This window comes from Mesorhizobium sp. B4-1-3, from assembly GCF_006439355.1.
Taxonomy (GTDB): domain Bacteria; phylum Pseudomonadota; class Alphaproteobacteria; order Rhizobiales; family Rhizobiaceae; genus Mesorhizobium.
Genome location: NZ_VFTG01000009.1, coordinates 143,002 through 161,250, shown reverse-complemented (window position 1 = coordinate 161,250; position 18,249 = coordinate 143,002). Strand labels below are relative to the sequence as shown.

Below are 18,249 nucleotides of genomic sequence, written 5' to 3'. Positions count from 1 at the left end.
GTCCATAAGCCGTGGCAACCACCCGGTTGGAGTGCAGTCTCGCCCCGCTATGGCCGGGTTGAAGCTGTCAAGTGACGAGGTTGAGCAGCCGCAAGATACGCTCGAATGTCCTGCCGTAAGGCGGGCGCAGCAAACCGCCGGCACTGAGCTTCGACTGGATGAAGATCGGCTTTTCCTTGCTGAAGGTGCGGAACCCCCATTCGCCGTGATAGGCGCCGCTACCGCTCTCGCCGACGCCGCCGAAGGGCTGCCGCTCCTGCACCAGATGCAGCATGCAGTCATTGATCGTGACGCCGCCGGCCACCGTCTCGCGCATCATCCTCTGGCGGTTGGCGCTGTCGCTGCCGAACCAGTAGAGCGCCAGCGGCCGCTCGCCCCGGTTCACATGCTCGATGGCCTCGTCGATCGTGTCATATTCGACGATCGGCAGCACCGGCCCAAAGATCTCCTCGCGCATCAGCCGCAGATTGTCGCCGGGGTTGCGCACCAGCACCGGCGCCATCTTGCGGTCGCTGACGCCGAGCGTCTCGTTGGCCGGGTTGACCTCGATGATGTTGGCGCCGCTATCGCGTGCCTCGGCGACCATGTCGCTCAGCCGCCGGTGATGCCGCTCGCTGACGATGGCCGTATAGTCGGGATTATCGCCAAGGCGCGGATAGAGCTTGGCCATGGCGACCGTGAATTTGGCCGCGATCGCCTCGCCCTGGCCTTGCGGGACCAAGAGATAGTCCGGCGCGATGCAGGTCTGGCCCGCATTGAGCAGCTTGCCATAGGCGACGCTGGCGACCGCCGCGTCGAGGTCGCAGGAGGAATCGAAGATCGCCGGTGACTTGCCGCCGAGCTCGAGCGTCACTGGCGTCAGATTGGCAGCGGCGGCCAGCGCCACCTGACGGCCGACGGCGGTCGAGCCGGTGAACAGGAGGTGATCGAAAGGCAGCGATACGAATGCCTTGCCGACATCGGCGTCGCCGATTATCACGCTGACCTCGTCGGCGGCGAAATATCTTTCGACCAGGCTTGCGAGCAGGTCCGAGAACTTCGGCGTCAGCTCCGACGGCTTGATCATGACGCGGTTGCCGGCCGCGAGCGCCGCGGTCGCCGGCGCGACGGCGAGCTGGAACGGATAGTTCCAGGGCGAGACGATGCCGACGACGCCGAGCGGCTGCGGCAGGAGGCGATTGCGGCCGGGCAGGAACGGCAGGCTGGTGGCGACGCGCCGCTGGCGCATCCAGGCGCCGAGATGCGACAGCGCATGCCTGATGCCGGCCCGCACGACGAACAATTCGGCAAGCCGCGTTTCCTCGGCCGAGCGTGCCGAGAAATCGCTGTCGATCGCGGCACATATCTCGGCCTCATGCTTTTCGGTAAGCGCCAGCAGGCGCTTCAGCCTGTCCTTGCGCGCGTCCAGCGTCGGGAACGGCTCTTTCTCAAAGGCCCTGCATTGCGCTTCAAACCGGACCCCGAGAGCGTTCTGTCTGGTCTGCAGCATCGCGACCTCCCGTTTACGTTCAGGTAAGTTACATCGCCCGGACAACCGAATCCAGCATTGCCCGGGTTCCGTTGGGGAATGCTCCGGCGGTGCCCGATCCGAGCGCCTCAAATATGCGTTTGGCACCCGTCATCGACATAGGAAAGCGACCGGTCCGCAAACGGCCCTTTTCGCCGTTCATGCTTTAATCGGGCGTGCGTAAACGGTCCTTGGCGATGGTGCGGCGCGTGGCAAAAACCGCAAGATCGGTCGAGCGCCTCATGTCTGCGCGGCTTAGCTGGTGCTGCCACGGAGAATAACGATGAAGGCGGCAGTTCATAACCACCATGCCCGGATGCAGCGGGTGCTCGATCACATAGACCGGCATCTGGACGACGATCTGAACTTGGACGCGCTGAGCGGTGTCGCAGCCTATTCGAAATATCATTTCCACCGGCAGTTCACCGCAACTTTCGGGCTATTCGTGCATCGCTACATCCAGCTCGCCCGCATGAAGCGCGCTTCATCCCGGCTGGGCTACGCGGACGCCGAAAGCGTCACGGACATAGCGATGGACGCCGGTTACGACGCACCGGATGCCTTCGCCCGCGCCTTTCGTCAACGGTGCGGACAGTCGCCGTCGTCGTTTCGGAGATCTCCCAACTGGGGGTCGTGGCTGATGGCCTTCGGGCCTCTGGACAACGCGAGGAGAAAGCTCATGCAGATAATTTTCACCGATGACGACGTGACGATCCGCGACGTGCCTCCCACCCCGGTGGCGATCATGGAGCATCGTGGGGATCGGGCGATGCTCGGCGACACCATCCAGCGCTTCATCGCCTGGCGCAAGGCAGCTGGCCTGTCGCCAGAGACGAGCCCGACCTTCAACATCTTCCGTTCCGAGAGATGTCCCGCTGTCGCGGCCGACTACAGCATGGACATTTGTGTCGGCACCGACCAGCCGATCGCGGCGGACGACAAGCAGATGAAGGCCGGCGTGATCCCGGGCGGACGTTGCGCCGTGCTGCGCTACCCCGCCAATACCAATAATCTGGAGCCGGCAGCACTCTACCTTTATCGGGAATGGCTTCCCGCCAGCGGCGAGGAAGCACGCGACTTTCCGATCTATTGCCAGCGACGGCTGTCCTTCCTTCCGGAACTGTCGGTGCCCGAGATCGTCGTCGAGCTCTTTCTGCCGCTGAAATAGCGCGGCGGGAATGCGGCCTTTCTCTTCCGGTCGCAAGAACGGACCGGCCGCTATCCACCCGATCTCGGTCTTACGGGGGCTGACGACCTAGCAATCAGGCGCGCCGCCGCGCGGATTCCGGCTTGATGCGCGCCGCCAGGAACTCCTTGACGCGACGCCCCGGCGCCGGACCGCGCAGCGGCTTGAAGCCGTCGTCGAGCTCGCCCGAGAGATCGAGCGTGGCGCGCTGGCCGACGGCGTCATAATTCTCTTCCAGCCAGTCGCTGGCCGCACTTCGGCCGAGGTCGCGCAGATAGGCGATGAAAGCCCATTCGGCATTGACCTTGGACGACGCCGAGAGGTCCTTGAAGGCCTCGTCGGCATCAATGCGGTGCATGCGGATGTCGCGGTATTCGCCATGCGGCAGGCGCCCGGCCGCGATCAGTTCCTTGACGAAGGCGATCGAGCGGAATTCGCGCAGCAGACCGGCATTGAAGGTGATCTCGTCGATGCGGTTCTGGATCTCGTTGGCGCTTTTCGGCGTGCCTTCGCGCACCACCGGATTGATCTGCACCAGAAGCACGTCCTCGGTCGCCGCCGTCTTGAAGAACGGATAGAGCGCCGGATTGCCGCCATAACCGCCATCCCAATAGGGCACGCCCTTGATCTCGACGGCGCGGAACAATTGCGGCAGGCAGGCCGACGCCATCACCGTGTCGAGGTCGATCTCGCCGTCGGAAAAGACGCGCAGCTGTCCGGTCTCGACATTGGTCGCCGAGATGAACAGCTCCATCGACTTGCAGGCGCGCACATTGTCGAAGTCGATCTCCTTCGCCACCACATCGCGCAGCGGGTTGAGGCCGAGCGGGTTGGCGACATAGGGCGAGAACACCCGCGACATCGTGTCGAAGAAGACATAGCCGGGCGTGTTCTCGATCGACCAGTTGCCCCAGACCACGTCCCACGGCATGCGCTGCACGGGGCTGAAACGTCCCTTCGAGGCCACCGCCCGCCAGAAATCATCGAGCTTCTTGCGCGCGCCTTCCACCCCGCCCCGGACGAATCCGTCGGCCAGCGCCACCGCGTTCATGGCGCCCGCGCTGGTGCCGGACACCGCCGCGATCTCCAGCCGCCCATCCTCCAGCAGACGGTCAAGCACGCCCCATGAAAAGGCGCCGTGCGAGCCGCCGCCCTGGAGCGCGATGTTGATCTTCTTCTTTTCCTCCGCCTTGCCGTTCTTCGCCATGGCGTTCCCTGTCTCGATGCGCCGCCTGCCGCCGCGTCATTTGGACGGAGCTGGCGCGGTCAGCCTATGTTGCAGTGCAGCATATAGGGATGGACCAAGGCAAGAACACGAACACGCAAGCGTTATTATGGCATTTTCCTCGCCCCGCGCTGCGGGAGCGAGGAACTACCTCTCAGGCGACCAGATCCGGCACCGGCCCGACATAACGCGACTGCGGCCGGATCAGCCGTCCGGTCGCCTGCTGCTCGCGGGCATGCGCAATCCAGCCGGCGACACGGCCAGCGGCAAAGACGTTGGAGAACGCCTCTTTCGGGAAGCCGACCGCTTCGAGCAGAAGCGCGGTGTAGAACTCGACATTGGTTTGAATGGAGCGCTGCGGCTTGGCGATCCTGAGCACCTCGAGCGCCGCCTGTTCCACTGTTTCGGCGAGGGCTAGCCGGCTACCCGTTTCGTTGCGGGAGCCGAGTTGCCGCACGACCGCTTTGAGCGCATCGGCGCGCGGATCGCGCACGCGGTAGATGCGATGGCCGAAACCCATGATGCGCTCGTCACGCGCGATCTGGTTGCGGAGCCAGGCGGTCGCATCGCCGCTCGCCTCGATGGCGTCCAGCATCTCGATCACCGGCCCCGGCGCGCCGCCATGCAGCGGGCCTTTCAGCGCGCCGAGCCCGGCCAGGATCGCCGAGGTCAGGCCGGCCTGGGTCGACGCCACGACACGGGTCGCGAAGGTCGAAGCATTGAGCCCGTGGTCGCAAACCGTCACCAGATAGCTGTCGAGCGCCTTGGCAAGCGTCGGCGAGGCGATGCCGGCAAGCATCCTGAGCATGTCGCCGGCATGATCGGCTTTTTCGTCGGGAGCGACCGGCGTCTCGCCCCGGCCGAGGCGCAGCAGGGCCGGCGTCAGCACGGCCGGCGCCGCGATGAGCCGCAGCGCGTCGGCAAGCCCGTCGCCGTCCGGCAGGACGGCCATGCCCGCTCTCATGCCGCTGTAGATGTCGAGCGGCGCAAGCTGGGTGAGCAGCGGTTTCACACGATCAAATACGTCCACCCGCGCCTTGCCGATCGCCTTTTCCAGTTCGGCATCGCTGGGAAGATCGTCGAAGAAGCCGTCGAACAGCAAATGCACCACCTGCGCGTAACGCCAGCGGCCGGCGAGCCCCGCCAGCGAATGTCCTCGGATGGTGAGGTGCCCGCCCGAACCGTCGACATCGGAAAGCACCGTGTCGGCCGCCACAACATCATCGAGCCCATTCGCCATGATCGTCTCCTTGACCTTTTGTGCTTTGCAATTAATGCTCGCCAATCAATGCATCAATCTTGATCAAGATAATCAATGTAAGGCGGCAAATGACGGAGTGGCTGACGCGGGAGCAAGCGCTGGAGCGGCTGAACATCCGGCCGCAGACGCTTTATGCCTATGTCAGCCGCGGCCGCGTCGGCATGAGGCCGGACGACGCCGACCCGCGCCGCAGCCAGTACCGCGCCGACGACATCGCCGCGCTTGCCACGCGCCGCGATCGCGGAAGGAGTCCGCAGGCGATCGCCGAAAGCGCCATCGCCTGGGGCGAGCCGGCCATCGCCACCTCGATCTCGACGGTGCTGCATGGCCGCCTCATCTATCGCGGCAAGGACGCGGTGGAATTTTCGACGACGGCGACGCTCGAGGAGACCGCCGGACTGCTGTGGACCTCCGACCGTGCGGTATCGTTCGTCTCGCTGACGCCGTCAGCCGCCCGGCAAAGCGGCACGCCGACCGCCTTCGCCCGGCTCTCGGCGCTTGCGGCCGAAGGCTGGTCATCGCTTGGCCGCAGGCCGGCCATGCTGCAGGAGGACGGCGCCGCCGCGACCAGCGCGCTGGCAACGGCGCTCGGCGCAACGCCGGGATCCGAACCCGTGCACATCAGGCTGGCCCAGGGCTGGTCGATCGAGGCCGCCGGCGCCGATCTCATCCGCAAGGCGCTGGTGCTTTTGGCCGATCACGAGCTCAATGCCTCGACCTTCGCAACCCGCGTCGCGGCCTCCACCGGCGCGCCGATCGCCGCCTGCCTGCTCGCCGGCCTCGCGACGCTCACCGGCCCGCGTCACGGCGGCGCGGGTGCCGCGGCGATCGCGCTGGTCGAGGACGCGGAGCGGCTTGGTGCGGACGAAGCGGTCGCCCGCTGGCTGGCGCATGACCGCCCGCTGCCCGGCTTCGGCCATCCGCTTTATCCGGAAGGCGACCCGCGCGCCGAGGGCGTTTTCTTTGGCATGGAGGTCGACGACGGGCTGTCGCGGCTGCGCAAGGCGGTCCTCGCGGCGACCGGCCTGCACCCCAACATCGATTTCGCGCTGGCCGCGATGACGCGTAGCCTCAATCTTCCCGCCGACGCGCCGTTCCGCCTGTTCACGCTCGGCCGCAGCGTCGGCTGGACCGCGCATGCCATCGAACAGGTGACCAGCAACCGGCTGATCAGGCCCCGCGCCCGCTATGATGGGCCGGTCGAGAGACCGGTGAGCCACGGGTAAAGCGCGTCAGGGTGTCGAGATTCAGGTCAGGCTGAGTCGAGAACGCTGGCTTCCGAGAACCGGAGCGGAACGTACTTTTGGGTACGTGAGCACCGGAAGCAGAGGAAGCCGTCGTTCGCAGGCCGGCCTCACCTGAATATCGGCACACCCGTCAGGACATCGTGTCGAGCTTGCGCTGCATGGCCGCGATCTGCGCCTTCAATTCCTGCAGATCGTCGGACTTCTCTTCCTTCTTCGGCGGCTCGGCCGGCGCGGGGGAATTGCCGCCGGCGGGCGGGAACGGCGTGAACATGCGCATGGCGTTCTGGAACATCTCGACATTGCGGCGTGTCTGTTCCTCGAGCGCCTTCATCGGCGTCTTCATCATGTCCATCGGCGTCTTGCCGAAGGCGCCTTTGAGCTGCTCGCGAAACCGCTCCTGTTCCTTGGAGAAGGCGATCATCGACTGTTCGAGGAAGCTCGGCACGATCATCTGCATCTGATCGCCGTAGAAGGAGATGAGCTGGCGCAGGAACGGGATCGGCAGCATGTTCTGCCCGTCCTTGTTCTCCAGCTCGAAGATGATCTGCGTCAGCACCGGGTGCGTGATGTCATCGCCGGTCTTTGCGTCCTGGACCGTGAACTCCTCGCCCTTCTTGACCATCTCGGCCAAATCCTCGAGCGTCACATAGGTGCTGGTGCCGGTATTGTAGAGCCGGCGATTGGCATACTTCTTGATGACGATCGGGTCGTCTTTTGCGGCCATCCGTATCCTCCCCAGGACACCGGCACCTTTAGGAGTAAGCGGCCGGTAACGATTGCGCCCTTTGACGAGGATACGCGCAAAAGCGTCACAATTCCAAGCGGTTTGTGCACTGCGGCATCATTTAATGCTGCACAGCCATTGCAAAATCCATCGCATGGCCGACGTCACGTTACCGCGACTGGCGCGCACCCTGCTTGCCACGCATGACGGCCATGCCCATTTCCGGTTTGACTCAGGGGTTCGAACGGGCAAGAAAGTCCTAAAGCGATCTCGAAAATACGACACCTCGAAGTCTGGAGAAGAAAATGTCCGCTTCCAATTCCATCGTCGTCGCCAGCGCCGCCCGCACCGCGGTCGGCTCCTTCAACGGCAGCTTCGCCGCAACGCCGGCGCATGAGCTCGGCGCCGTCGTCATCAGGGAACTCCTGGCGCGTGCGAAGGTCGAGGCGGCGGAAGTCGACGAGGTTATTCTCGGCCAGGTGCTGACCGCCGCTCAAGGGCAGAACCCGGCCCGCCAGGCCTCGATCAATGCCGGCCTGCCGAAGGAGACCACCGCCTGGGGCCTCAACCAGGTTTGCGGCTCGGGCTTGCGCGCCATCGCGCTCGGCATGCAGCAGATCGCCACCGGCGACGCCAAGGTGATCGTCGCCGGCGGCCAGGAATCGATGTCGCTGTCGCCGCATGCCGAGCATCTGCGCGCCGGCGTTAAGATGGGTGACTACAAGATGATCGACACCATGATCAAGGACGGCCTGTGGGATGCCTTCAACGGCTACCATATGGGCAACACCGCCGAGAACGTCGCCCGCCAGTTCCAGATCACCCGCGAAACCCAGGACGAGTTCGCGCTGGCCTCGCAGAACAAGGCCGAGGCAGCGCAAAAGGCCGGCAAATTCAAGGACGAGATCGTCGCTTTCACCATCAAGGGCAAGAAGGGCGACACCATCGTCGACCAGGACGAGTACATCCGCCATGGCGCGACGCTCGACGCCATGACCAAGCTGAAGCCCGCTTTCGACAAGGACGGCACGGTCACCGCTGCCAATGCGTCCGGCATCAATGACGGCGCCGCCGGTGCCCTGCTGATGACCGAGGCGGAGGCCGCCCGCCGCGGCATCACCCCGCTGGTGCGCATCGCCTCCTGGGCGACCGCCGGCGTCGATCCGGCGATCATGGGCACGGGTCCGATCCCTGCCTCGAAGCGGGCGCTGGAAAAGGCCGGCTGGTCGGTGAAGGATCTCGATCTCGTCGAGGCCAATGAAGCTTTTGCCGCGCAGGCCTGCGCCGTCAACCAGGGCATGGGTTGGGACCCCTCGATCGTCAACGTCAACGGCGGCGCCATCGCCATCGGCCATCCGATCGGCGCTTCCGGCGCCCGCGTCTTCAACACGCTGGTCTACGAGATGCGCCGCAGAAGTGCCAAGAAGGGCCTTGCCACGCTGTGCATCGGCGGCGGCATGGGCGTTGCCATGTGCGTGGAAGCGCTGTGAGCTAGCGAATAGGGAGTAGCGAGTAGGGAAGAAAAAGCGTCGCGCGGCGGGATATCAAATCCCCTACTCGCTATTTGCTACTCCCTGTTCGCTCTCCCACCAACAGGGAGGAGAACATGAGCAAAGTAGCAATCGTCACCGGCGGATCGCGCGGCATTGGTGCGGCGATATCGGTCGCCCTGAAGAACGCCGGCTATTCGGTCGCGGCCAACTATGCCGGCAATGGCGAAGCGGCGCAGAAATTCAAGGCCGAGACCGGCGTCCCGGTCTACAAATGGTCGGTCGCCGACTACGACGCCTGCGCCGCCGGCATCAAGCAGGTCGAAGCCGATCTCGGTCCGGTCTCTGTGCTGGTCAACAATGCCGGCATCACCCGCGACGCCATGTTCCACAAGATGACGCCCGCGCAGTGGAAGGAAGTGATCGACACCAATCTCTCCGGCGTCTTCAACATGACGCATCCCTTGTGGAGCGGCATGCGCGACCGCAAGTTCGGCCGCGTCATCACAATTTCTTCGATCAACGGCCAGAAGGGCCAGATGGGCCAGGTCAACTATTCGGCCTCGAAAGCCGGCGACATAGGCTTCACCAAGGCGCTGGCCCAAGAGGGGGCTCGCGCGGGCATCACCGTCAATGTTGTCTGCCCCGGCTACATCGCCACCGACATGGTCATGGCCGTGCCGGAAAAAGTGCGGGAATCGATCGTCGCTCAGATTCCGGTCGGCCGCCTCGGCGAGCCGGAAGAGATCGCGCGCTGCGTCGTCTTCCTGGCTTCCGACGAGGCCGGCTTCATCACCGGCTCGACCATCACCGCCAATGGCGGCCAGTACTTCGCCTGACATCGTTTGTCGGCAAGGCGGCTCCGGCGCCGGGGCCGCCTCTTTCGCCAGCTGCAGAGCCGGCGCGACACCTTGCCTCAATTCGGCACGCAAAAGTTAACGGCACGACCGCGGTCGGTGAACAACCCTTCTGACAAACTGTGAATCCTCGGTGGGTAAGCTGTGGAAAACACCATATCTAGGGGCGAACAAACCGGGAAAGTCGCCGGATCGCTGATTCGTCGCCGATTCGTTCCGGCTTTGGCCGAAAAGTTAACGGCGGGCGACCCAAAGCTCGCTAAAATCGTTAAAAGTGATTAAGAAAGTTCAATAATTTCATAATCTTGACGGCGCGTCCCGAGCCGACCGCGACCGTTTCCGGCAAAGGTTAACGGCGGTCCAGCTCCAGCGAAGGCGAAGCATGAATCGGGCCAATTTCCCGATTCAGCATGTGGTGCGACTCGTCGTCAAAAAATCCACATATAGCCGTGAACAAAACCTGAATCAGAGCGAGTCAGCGATTCGTCGCTGATTCGTTCCAGACTCGTTCCAGCCGTTAACAGCAGCCGGTTTTGACCGGTGCGTCCATTCCCGCCTGCCCCCAGAAGAACATTCCGCTTTCGCTCGGCGTCCTAAATCCCTATGTGTCGGCTGTCACACGCGGCGGCGCCGCCGCGCCTCCGACCAAAAGCATGATCCCGAAAAGTGGGAACCGGTTTTCGGAAAAAGATCATGTTTAAACAATCAAAGCGGCAGAAACACTTATTTCCGAGCCGATGAACATCCAGCCGAAACACTCCCAGCCGCTGATCCTTTCGGGCCGCGACGTGACGGCCGTGCTAGGCCCTACCAACACCGGCAAGACCCATCTCGCCATCGAGCGCATGGTGGCGCACGAGACCGGCGTCATCGGGCTGCCGCTGAGGCTGCTTGCCCGCGAGGTCTATGCGCGCGTCTGCGAGAAGGTCGGCGCCCACAAGGTGGCGCTGATCACCGGCGAGGAGAAGATCGTGCCCGCTGGCGCGAGGTATTCAGTCTGCACCGTCGAGGCGATGCCGCGCGAGACCGACGCCGCCTTCGTCGCCATCGACGAGGTGCAGCTCGCCGGCGATCTCGAGCGCGGCCATATCTTCACCGACCGCATCCTGCATCTGCGCGGCCGCCAGGAGACACTGCTCCTGGGCGCGGCCACGATGCATGGCATCCTGCAGCGCCTTCTGAAGGGCGTGTCGGTGGTGACGCGGCCTAGGCTGTCGCATCTCGCCTATGCCGGCTCGAAGAAGCTCACCCGGCTGCCGCGGCGCACGGCGATCGTCGCTTTCTCCGCCGACGAGGTCTACGCCATTGCCGAGCTGATCCGCCGCCAGCAGGGGGGCGCCGCCGTCGTGCTCGGCGCGCTCTCGCCGCGCACCCGCAACGCGCAGGTGGAAATCTTCCAGTCCGGCGATGTCGATTATCTCGTCGCCACCGACGCCATCGGCATGGGCCTGAACCTCGACCTCGACCATGTCGCGTTCGCCCAGAACCGCAAGTTCGACGGCTATCAATATCGCAACCTGACCGCCGCCGAGCTCGGCCAGATCGCCGGCCGCGCCGGCCGGCATCTGCGTGACGGCACGTTCGGCGTCACCGGCCAGGTCGATCCGTTCGACGAGGATCTAGTCGCCAAGATCGAGGCGCATGATTTCGACCCGGTGAAGGTGCTGCAATGGCGCACCGCCGATTTCGATTTTTCCAGCCTCGACGCGCTCAAGCGCTCGACCGAGACCAATGCGCCGGTCGAGGGGCTGACCCGCGCGCTGCCGGCTGTCGACGCGCAGGCGCTGGAGCATCTGTCGAAGGATGGCGACATCCGCGCTTTGGCAACCGGCAAGGAGCGCGTCGCGCTGCTCTGGGAAGCCTGCGCGCTCCCCGACTACCGCAAGATCGCGCCGGCCCAGCACGCCGACCTCATTGCCTCCATCTATATGGACCTTGCGCGCCATGGCCACGTCGATGAGAATTACATGGCCGAGCAGGTGCGGCGCGCCGACACGACGGAAGGCGACATCGACACGCTGTCGCACCGGATCGCGCAGATCCGCACCTGGACTTTCGTCTCCAACCGCCCTGGATGGCTGGCCGATCAGCTACACTGGCAGGAAAAGACGCGCGAAATCGAAGACAGATTGTCGGATGCGCTGCATGAGCGGTTGACGAAACGCTTCGTAGACCGCAGGACTTCCGTCCTCATGCGGCGCCTTAGAGAAAATACCATGCCTGAAGCCGAAATCAGCCCTACCGGAACCGTCCTCGTCGAAGGCCATCATGTCGGCGAGCTGCAAGGGTTCCGCTTCACCGCCGACCAGAGCGCCGGCGGCGAAGACGCCAAGGCGGTGCGCACCGCCGCCCAGAAGGCGCTCGCGGCCGAGTTCGACGCGCGCGCCGAACGCTTCGCCGCCTGCGCCAATGGCGACCTGGCTTTGGGCTCGGATGGAATCCTGCGCTGGATCGGCGCACCGATCGGCACGTTGGTCGCCGGCGAGGATGCGCTGAAGCCGCGCCTGGTCTTGCTTGCCGACGAGCAGCTGACCGGCCCTGCCCGCGACAAGGTCGCGGCGCGTGCCGAGCGTTTCGTCAATTTTCAGATCGAGTCGCTTTTGAAGCCGCTGGTCGACTTGAAGAATGCCGACCAGATCACCGGCATCGCGCGCGGCATCGCCTTCCAGCTGGTCGAGCATTTCGGCTTGATCAACCGCCGCGACATCGCGGAGGAGATGAAGTCGCTCGACCAGGACGGCCGTGCGGCGCTCCGCCGCCTCGGCGTGCGCTTCGGCGCCTACCACGTCTTCGTGCCGGCGCTGATCAAGCCGGCTCCGGCGGGACTGGTGACGCTGCTTTGGGCGCTGAAGAACGACGGCAAGGATAAGCCGGGCTTCGGCGACGTGGTGCACGCGCTGGCCTCCGGCCGCACCTCGGTGGTCATCGACCCGGCCTTCGACAAGACCTTCTACAAGCTCGCCGGCTACCGCAATCTCGGCCGGCGCGCCGTGCGCGTCGACATCCTCGAGCGGCTTGCCGACCTCATCCGCCCGGCGACCAACTGGAAGCCCGGTCTCGGCCAGCGTCCGGACGGCGCCTATGACGGCCACGCCTTCATGGTGACGCCTCCGATGATGTCGATCCTCGGCGCCACGGCCGACGACATGGAGGAGATCCTGAAAGGTCTCGGCTATCGCTCCGAGGCCAAGCCGGCCGCCGAGGTGAAGGCGAAGCTCGACGCGCTGGACGCCGCCGCCCGTGAGCAGGCAGCGGCCAAGCTCGCTGCGGAAGAGATGGCGCCTGCCGCGCAGGCAGCGGCGGCCGAAGTTGCCACGACTGACACGGTTGCCGAGACATCGGCCGAGGGTTCCGAGCCGGCCGCCGTCGAACCCGTAGCCGAAGCTCCCGCTGACGCCGTTGTGGAAGCGGCGGCGGAACCCGCCCCGGGAGAGCTGGCGGAAGCTGCGGCCGAGGTCCCGGAAGAGGCCTACCCCGCAGAGAACACTGTGGTGCTTGAATCGACCGAAACCGCCGAGGCGCCCACCTCCCCCTCTATGGATGAGGTCGCGGCCCGAAGCGACGCGGGTGGGGGTGACGACGCAGGCAGTGCCGATACCAGCGACGCCGGCGCTCCCCCCGCCCCGGCGCTGCGCGCCGACGCTCCCCACGAGGGAGAGGGTAAGGCTGGCGAAGCCCTGGCCGAAGCCGAAGAACCCAAGCCTGTCCTTCTATGGCGCCAGGCGCGTTTCGATCATCAGCGTCCGCGCCATCGCCACGACAACCGCCGCGACAATCGTCCGCGCGCTGGCCAGCCTGCGCGCGAGGCAGGCGCCGGAGGCGGCCAGCCCGGTGACAAGCCGGCACATGAAGGCCGCCGCGACGGCGCCGGGAAGCCGCGCTTCGACCGCTCGAAGTTCAAGCCGAAGCCGGAAACGGGCGACCGGCGCGAAGGCAGACCGCAGGGCGAACGCCCGGATCGCTACGAAGGAGGCCGCCGCGAGGGCCGGCCCGACTGGAAGGGCAACAGGCAGGACGCCAAGGGTAACGCTCCTGGCAGCAAGCCCGCCTTCCAGAGCAGGCCACGCGAGGAACGCCCGCAGCGCTTCGACCCGGATTCGCCTTTCGCCAAGCTCGCCGCCTTGCGCGACCAGCTGAAGAAATAGGTTCGAGCATGATCCCAAAGAGTGGGAACCGGTTTTCGGGCAAGATCATGCTCTATCAAAGAGCCAGCATGATCCCGAACCGAAGGACCGCGTCAGCGAAAAGCGGGAACCGGTTTTCCGATAAGATCATGCTCCGACGAAGCTAGCCCCGATGGTTGGAGAAGGCCGCCAGCGCATCGACAAATGGCTGTTCTTCTCGCGCGCGGTGAAATCGCGCTCGCTGGCGGCGAAGGTCGTCGTCGCCGGACGCGTGCGCATCAATCGCGACAAAGCAGCGCAGGCCTCCGATCTGGTCAAGCCCGGCGACGTGCTGACCATCACCCTCGAGGGCCGCATTCTGGTCTGGAAGGTGGTGAATTGCGGCACGCGGCGCGGACCGGCCGACGAGGCGCGGCTGCTCTACGAGGACATGTCGCCGGCGCCGACGCCCAAAGACGGGGCGGTCCCGGACGCCATTCCGGCGCTGCGCGACGCCGGCAGCGGCCGCCCGACCAAGCGCGAGCGGCGGCAGACCGACCGTCTGCTCGGCGACGAATGAGACAAAACCGGCCCGGGGCGCGGCCGGGGCAATTCCGGCAAAAGCGAGCAGCGGTCCCCCCCTGGTGACTTCGATGCGCTCTTCCGGCGGAATTCCTTTCCGGCCCTCCGGCTCCGCCGGCAATCCCTACCCTTGCATGCGGCGGGCAAAGGCGTTACCTCAGCCAAAAAGCCCAACAAAATGGGACCTTCCGGAGCCTGCAATGACCTATGTCGTGACCGATAATTGCATCAAATGCAAATATATGGACTGCATCGAGGTCTGTCCGGTCGACTGTTTCTACGAGGGCGAGAACATGCTCGTCATCCATCCCGACGAGTGCATCGACTGCGGCGTGTGCGAGCCCGAATGCCCGGCCGACGCGATCAAGCCGGACACTGAGGGCGGCCTCGACAAATGGTTGCAGATCAACTCGGAATACGCCGAGAAATGGCCCAACATCACCGCCAAGAAAGAGCCGCCGGCAGACGCCAAGACCTTTGACGGCGAGACCGGAAAGTTCGAGAAGTATTTTTCGGCGGAGCCCGGGGAAGGCGATTGATAGAGCGGCCGGCAACACCGGCATGACGCGACGTAACGGGACCGATACAATTACTGTCTTGACAGGCAGCGCTGCCGCTTGGGGTTAGCGAATGCAGCAAAACCTTGATTCTTCCGACTTTTTGTGCTACATCAGCGAAACATGCCGGTGACACAACGTCGATTTATGGCGCTAACGCCCCAAATCACTGAAAGGTGAGCTTTTAGATCCGGACCAGAGCGATCTGGGGCAGGCGGTCGCATTCGTGCGATATGCCGGTCCCTGCTTTTCCGGTGGGTTCACCCTGTTGCGCGGCTAACGGTCGGCCACCGCCGACCCCATGGGTTTCGAGCCGGCATGATGCCGGCTGCACAACTAAGGAGTTCAGGGCGTAATGGCAACGACCACCCCGCAGAAGAAGTCCAACGCGGCCCGCCACGGGTTCAAGACCGGCGAGTTCATCGTCTACCCCGCGCATGGCGTCGGCCAGATCGTGGCGATCGACGAGCAGGAAGTTGCGGGTCACAAGCTGGAATTGTTCGTCATCGATTTCCAGAAGGACAAGATGCGGCTCAAGGTTCCGGTCGCCAAGGCGACCTCGATCGGCATGCGCAAGCTGTCGGAAGAGGACTATGTCGACCGTGCGCTCAAGGTCGTGCAGGGTCGCGCCCGCATCAAGCGCACCATGTGGTCGCGCCGCGCGCAGGAGTATGACGCCAAGATCAACTCCGGCGACCTGATCTCGATCTCGGAAGTCGTGCGCGACCTCTACCGCGCCGACAACCAGCCGGAGCAGTCCTATTCCGAGCGTCAGCTCTATGAAGCCGCGCTCGACCGCATGGCTCGCGAAATCGCTGCGGTGAACCGCATGTCGGAGACCGAGGCGGTGCGCCTCATCGAGGTCAACCTCAACAAGGGCCCGAAGCGCGGCGCCAAGGCCGACAACGAGGAAGCCGAGCAGGAAGAGGCTGCCTGAGCTTTTTCGCTTTTGGAGTTCCGAAAAACCCGGCCTCGCGCCGGGTTTTTTGTTTCTGATACCAATTTCTACACCTCACTACCGGCTTCCTTCTGCGCCTCTTCCTGACGCAGCGAGGCGATGAAGCGCTTGGTCCGCTCGCGCTCCGGATTGTCGAAGACGACTGTGGCCGGTCCTTTCTCGACGATCGCGCCGGCATCGAGGAAGATGACCTCCTGGGCGATCTTGGAGGCGAGCCTCAGATCATGCGTGGCCATCACCATGGTCGTGCCTTCGCGCGCGAGTTGCCCAAGCACGTCGACCACTTCCTGCGCCAGCTCCGGATCGAGCGCCGAGGTCGGCTCGTCGCAGAGCAAAACACGCGGCGACGGCGCCAGCGCCCGGGCAATCGCCACGCGCTGCTGCTGGCCGCCCGACAGCGTCGCCGGCCAGGCATCGGCCTTGTGCGTCATGCCGACTTTTTCGAGCAGCGCCAGCGCCCGCTCGCGCGCCCTCGGCTCGGGCCATTTCAGCACCGTCACCAGCCCTTCCATGACATTCTCGATCGCCGTGCGATGCGGAAAGAGCTGGAAATTCTGGAACACCATGCCGGTCTGAAGGCGGATGCGCTGGATATCCTTGGCCGGCACCTTGACGCCTGGATGAAACGCGAGCGTCTCCTCGCCGATGCGCAAGGAACCGGAGGTCGGGATCTCCAAGAGGTTGATGCAGCGCAGGAGCGTGCTCTTGCCGCCGCCCGAAGGGCCGACCAGCGCCGTCACGCTGCCCTCGTTGAGGCTGACCGTGACGCCCTTCAGCACCAGATTGTCGCCGAAGCGCTTCTCGATGTCGGTGAGGCCGATCATGCGTTTGCCTCCAGGAACCCGCCGTAACGGTTGAGCCGCACCTCCAGCCGCGCCTGCAGCGCCGACAGCACCGAGCTCATCACGAGGTAGAGCGCCGCCGCCTCGACATAGAGGATCAGCGGCTCATAGGTGGTGGCGACGATGCGCTGCGCGGCCTGGAACATCTCGGGCACGGTGATCGCAGCCGCCAGCGAGGTGTCCTTGACCAGCGAGATGAAGGTGTTGGAGAGCGGCGGCACCGCGACGCGGCCGGCTTGCGGCAGGATGGTGCGCCGCATCGCCTGGCTCCAGGTCATGCCGATCGAATAGGACGCTTCCCACTGGCCCTTCGGCACCGAGCCGATGACGGCGCGGATGATCTCGGAGGTGTAGGCGCCGATGTTGAGCGTGAAGCCGATCAGCGCGGCGGGAAAGGCATCGAGCAGGATGCCGACCGAGGGCAGCCCGTAGAAGATCAGGAAGAGCTGCACCAGAAGCGGCGTGCCGCGAAAGATCCAGACATAGAAACGCACCAGCGCGACCAGTGGCTTCGGGCCGAACAGCCGGATCAGCGCCGTCACTAGCCCGGCGATGAGCCCGAGCGCGAAGGACAAAAGCGTCAGCGGCACGGTAAAGATCAGCGCCGCCCATAAAAGCGTCGGCAACGATTCCAGCATCAATTGCAGCCAGTCCGGCACGGAGCGCTTCTCCCTTCGAGATACGGCGGGGTTCCCCCCGTATGGACTATCATGCAAAACCCGTCGGGCCGTCAAAGACGGCCCCAACGAATGCCGTGCAAAAAGGGCGGGCCGTCAAAGACGGCCCACGAATGCCGTGCAAAAACCGGCGGGCCGTCATGACGGCCCGCCGGTTCGCGATCAAGAGGACGATTGCCTTACTTCGAAACGTCTTGGCCGAAATATTTGTCGGCGATCTTCTGATAGCTGCCGTCGGCCTTGATATCGGCCAGCGCCTTGTTGATGGCCGCGACCAGCTCCGGATCGCCCTTGCGCACGATGACGCCGGAATAATCGGCGTTCTCTTCCTGCGCGGCGATCTTCACATTGGCGTCCGGCTTGTGCTTCTTGAAGTCGAGGAAGGACAGGCTGTCGTTGATGGTGGCGTCGGCGCGGCCGGTGAGCAGAAGCTGGATCGACTGGTCGAAGCCGTCGGTACCGACGAGCTCGGCGCCGTTCTTCTCCGCGAGCTTGCCGAAGTTTGAGGTCAGCGACTGCGCCGACTTCTTGCCCTTGAGATCGGCAAAGGTCTTGATGTCGGTGTTGTCGCCACGCACGATCAGCACCGCCTTCGAGGCGATGTAGGGATCGGAGAAATCATACTTGGCCTTGCGCGCGTCGGTGATGCCGACCTCGTTGATGACGGCGTCGTAGCGGTTGGCGTCGAGGCCGGCGATCAGCCCGTCCCACTTGCCTTCGAGGAACTCGACCTTGACGCCGAGCTTGTCGCCGATGGCCTTGGCGATCTCGACGTCGAAGCCGACCAGCGCGTTGGACTCGTCGTGATAGGTGAAGGGCGCGTAGGTCCCTTCAGTACCGACCTTGAACACCCCGGCCTGCTTGATCTGATCGAGATTGGCGCCGGCATGGCCGGCAGTGATCGCCAGAACCTGCAGCGTTCCAGCGATAAGGAGCGGTTTGAGCCATTTCATTTTTCTGTGATCCCGTTTTGACCGTTGCCCGGCGCGATTGTGAGAGCGGAAATTGACAGATAGAAGGCCGCAAAATAAGG

15 protein-coding genes are annotated in these 18,249 nt (G+C 64.4%); 8 read left to right on the top strand and 7 right to left on the bottom strand.

The genetic code is table 11. From position 1 onward, the window contains the following. Positions 1-67: 67 nt before the first annotated feature. Positions 68-1,489: a coniferyl aldehyde dehydrogenase gene (locus tag FJW06_RS14545; protein WP_140752773.1), complete on the bottom strand. Its 1,422-nt coding sequence runs from the start codon at positions 1,487-1,489 to the stop codon at positions 68-70. A gap of 301 nt (positions 1,490-1,790) precedes the next feature. On the opposite strand from FJW06_RS14545, the gene FJW06_RS14540 reads away from it, so the two are divergent. Further along, entirely contained in the window at positions 1,791-2,675 is an 885-nt protein-coding gene (locus FJW06_RS14540) for an AraC family transcriptional regulator (RefSeq protein WP_140752771.1), read from the top strand. Between the two features lie 94 nt (positions 2,676-2,769). Here the strand turns inward: FJW06_RS14540 and FJW06_RS14535 are convergent, their stop codons facing one another. Further along, positions 2,770-3,900, bottom strand: coding sequence for a patatin-like phospholipase family protein (locus FJW06_RS14535; protein WP_140752769.1), 1,131 nt, complete (start codon positions 3,898-3,900; stop codon positions 2,770-2,772). Positions 3,901-4,072: 172 nt separating this feature from the next. Beyond that, complete coding sequence (locus FJW06_RS14530; protein WP_140752767.1) at positions 4,073-5,158, bottom strand: citrate synthase/methylcitrate synthase; 1,086 nt, start codon at positions 5,156-5,158, stop codon at positions 4,073-4,075. Positions 5,159-5,247: 89 nt separating this feature from the next. Here FJW06_RS14530 and FJW06_RS14525 point away from each other — a divergent pair, with 89 nt between their 5' ends. After that, the gene (locus FJW06_RS14525) at positions 5,248-6,405 is read left to right on the top strand and encodes a citrate synthase (protein WP_140752765.1); all 1,158 of its coding nucleotides are present in this window, start codon (positions 5,248-5,250) and stop codon (positions 6,403-6,405) included. Between the two features lie 151 nt (positions 6,406-6,556). Here FJW06_RS14525 and phaR read toward each other — a convergent pair whose 3' ends face one another. Continuing rightward, positions 6,557-7,150, bottom strand: a complete 594-nt coding sequence (gene phaR / locus FJW06_RS14520; protein WP_140752763.1) for a polyhydroxyalkanoate synthesis repressor PhaR — start codon at positions 7,148-7,150, stop codon at positions 6,557-6,559. 305 nt (positions 7,151-7,455) lie between these two features. Here phaR and FJW06_RS14515 point away from each other — a divergent pair, with 305 nt between their 5' ends. The 6 genes from FJW06_RS14515 to FJW06_RS14490 all read left to right on the top strand — a co-directional run bounded on the left by FJW06_RS14515 (position 7,456) and on the right by FJW06_RS14490 (position 15,676). After that, positions 7,456-8,640: an acetyl-CoA C-acetyltransferase gene (locus FJW06_RS14515; protein ID WP_140752761.1), complete on the top strand. Its 1,185-nt coding sequence runs from the start codon at positions 7,456-7,458 to the stop codon at positions 8,638-8,640. Positions 8,641-8,756: 116 nt separating this feature from the next. Then, the gene (locus tag FJW06_RS14510) at positions 8,757-9,479 is read left to right on the top strand and encodes a beta-ketoacyl-ACP reductase (RefSeq protein WP_140752759.1); all 723 of its coding nucleotides are present in this window, start codon (positions 8,757-8,759) and stop codon (positions 9,477-9,479) included. Positions 9,480-10,234: 755 nt separating this feature from the next. Continuing rightward, on the top strand, positions 10,235-13,642 hold the full coding sequence (locus FJW06_RS14505) for a helicase-related protein (protein WP_140752757.1): 3,408 nt from the start codon (positions 10,235-10,237) through the stop codon (positions 13,640-13,642). A 151-nt stretch (positions 13,643-13,793) separates the two neighbouring features. Then, entirely contained in the window at positions 13,794-14,180 is a 387-nt protein-coding gene (locus FJW06_RS14500) for an RNA-binding S4 domain-containing protein (protein WP_140752755.1), read from the top strand. A gap of 202 nt (positions 14,181-14,382) precedes the next feature. Next, positions 14,383-14,721, top strand: a complete 339-nt coding sequence (fdxA, locus tag FJW06_RS14495; protein ID WP_095767304.1) for a ferredoxin FdxA — start codon at positions 14,383-14,385, stop codon at positions 14,719-14,721. 373 nt (positions 14,722-15,094) lie between these two features. Continuing rightward, positions 15,095-15,676 (top strand): CarD family transcriptional regulator, encoded by a 582-nt coding sequence (locus tag FJW06_RS14490; protein WP_140752753.1) that lies wholly within the window; start codon positions 15,095-15,097, stop codon positions 15,674-15,676. Positions 15,677-15,744: 68 nt separating this feature from the next. Here the strand turns inward: FJW06_RS14490 and FJW06_RS14485 are convergent, their stop codons facing one another. From FJW06_RS14485 to FJW06_RS14475, 3 genes are all read right to left on the bottom strand, one after another. Next, the gene (locus FJW06_RS14485; protein ID WP_140752752.1) at positions 15,745-16,521 is read right to left on the bottom strand and encodes an amino acid ABC transporter ATP-binding protein; all 777 of its coding nucleotides are present in this window, start codon (positions 16,519-16,521) and stop codon (positions 15,745-15,747) included. Beyond that, the gene (locus FJW06_RS14480) at positions 16,518-17,198 is read right to left on the bottom strand and encodes an ABC transporter permease subunit (protein ID WP_140752751.1); all 681 of its coding nucleotides are present in this window, start codon (positions 17,196-17,198) and stop codon (positions 16,518-16,520) included. The genes FJW06_RS14485 and FJW06_RS14480 overlap by 4 nt, the downstream gene beginning before the upstream one ends. 197 nt (positions 17,199-17,395) lie before the next feature. Beyond that, positions 17,396-18,169: an amino acid ABC transporter substrate-binding protein gene (locus FJW06_RS14475; RefSeq protein ID WP_140752750.1), complete on the bottom strand. Its 774-nt coding sequence runs from the start codon at positions 18,167-18,169 to the stop codon at positions 17,396-17,398. Positions 18,170-18,249: the final 80 nt, after the last annotated feature.

What these genes read in the sequence shown, in the direction of transcription:
- FJW06_RS14515 (WP_140752761.1), top strand. Translation starts at nt 7,456, where the DNA reads ATGTCCGCTTCCAATTCCATCGTCGTCGCCAGCGCCGCCCGCACCGCG.
- fdxA (WP_095767304.1), top strand. Translation starts at nt 14,383, where the DNA reads ATGACCTATGTCGTGACCGATAATTGCATCAAATGCAAATATATGGAC.
- FJW06_RS14505 (WP_140752757.1), top strand. Translation starts at nt 10,235, where the DNA reads ATGAACATCCAGCCGAAACACTCCCAGCCGCTGATCCTTTCGGGCCGC.
- FJW06_RS14525 (WP_140752765.1), top strand. Translation starts at nt 5,248, where the DNA reads ATGACGGAGTGGCTGACGCGGGAGCAAGCGCTGGAGCGGCTGAACATC.
- FJW06_RS14540 (WP_140752771.1), top strand. Translation starts at nt 1,791, where the DNA reads ATGAAGGCGGCAGTTCATAACCACCATGCCCGGATGCAGCGGGTGCTC.
- FJW06_RS14485 (WP_140752752.1), bottom strand. Translation starts at nt 16,521, where the DNA reads ATGATCGGCCTCACCGACATCGAGAAGCGCTTCGGCGACAATCTGGTG.
- FJW06_RS14500 (WP_140752755.1), top strand. Translation starts at nt 13,794, where the DNA reads ATGGTTGGAGAAGGCCGCCAGCGCATCGACAAATGGCTGTTCTTCTCG.
- FJW06_RS14490 (WP_140752753.1), top strand. Translation starts at nt 15,095, where the DNA reads ATGGCAACGACCACCCCGCAGAAGAAGTCCAACGCGGCCCGCCACGGG.
- FJW06_RS14510 (WP_140752759.1), top strand. Translation starts at nt 8,757, where the DNA reads ATGAGCAAAGTAGCAATCGTCACCGGCGGATCGCGCGGCATTGGTGCG.
- FJW06_RS14530 (WP_140752767.1), bottom strand. Translation starts at nt 5,158, where the DNA reads ATGGCGAATGGGCTCGATGATGTTGTGGCGGCCGACACGGTGCTTTCC.
- FJW06_RS14535 (WP_140752769.1), bottom strand. Translation starts at nt 3,900, where the DNA reads ATGGCGAAGAACGGCAAGGCGGAGGAAAAGAAGAAGATCAACATCGCG.
- FJW06_RS14475 (WP_140752750.1), bottom strand. Translation starts at nt 18,169, where the DNA reads ATGAAATGGCTCAAACCGCTCCTTATCGCTGGAACGCTGCAGGTTCTG.
- FJW06_RS14545 (WP_140752773.1), bottom strand. Translation starts at nt 1,489, where the DNA reads ATGCTGCAGACCAGACAGAACGCTCTCGGGGTCCGGTTTGAAGCGCAA.
- phaR (WP_140752763.1), bottom strand. Translation starts at nt 7,150, where the DNA reads ATGGCCGCAAAAGACGACCCGATCGTCATCAAGAAGTATGCCAATCGC.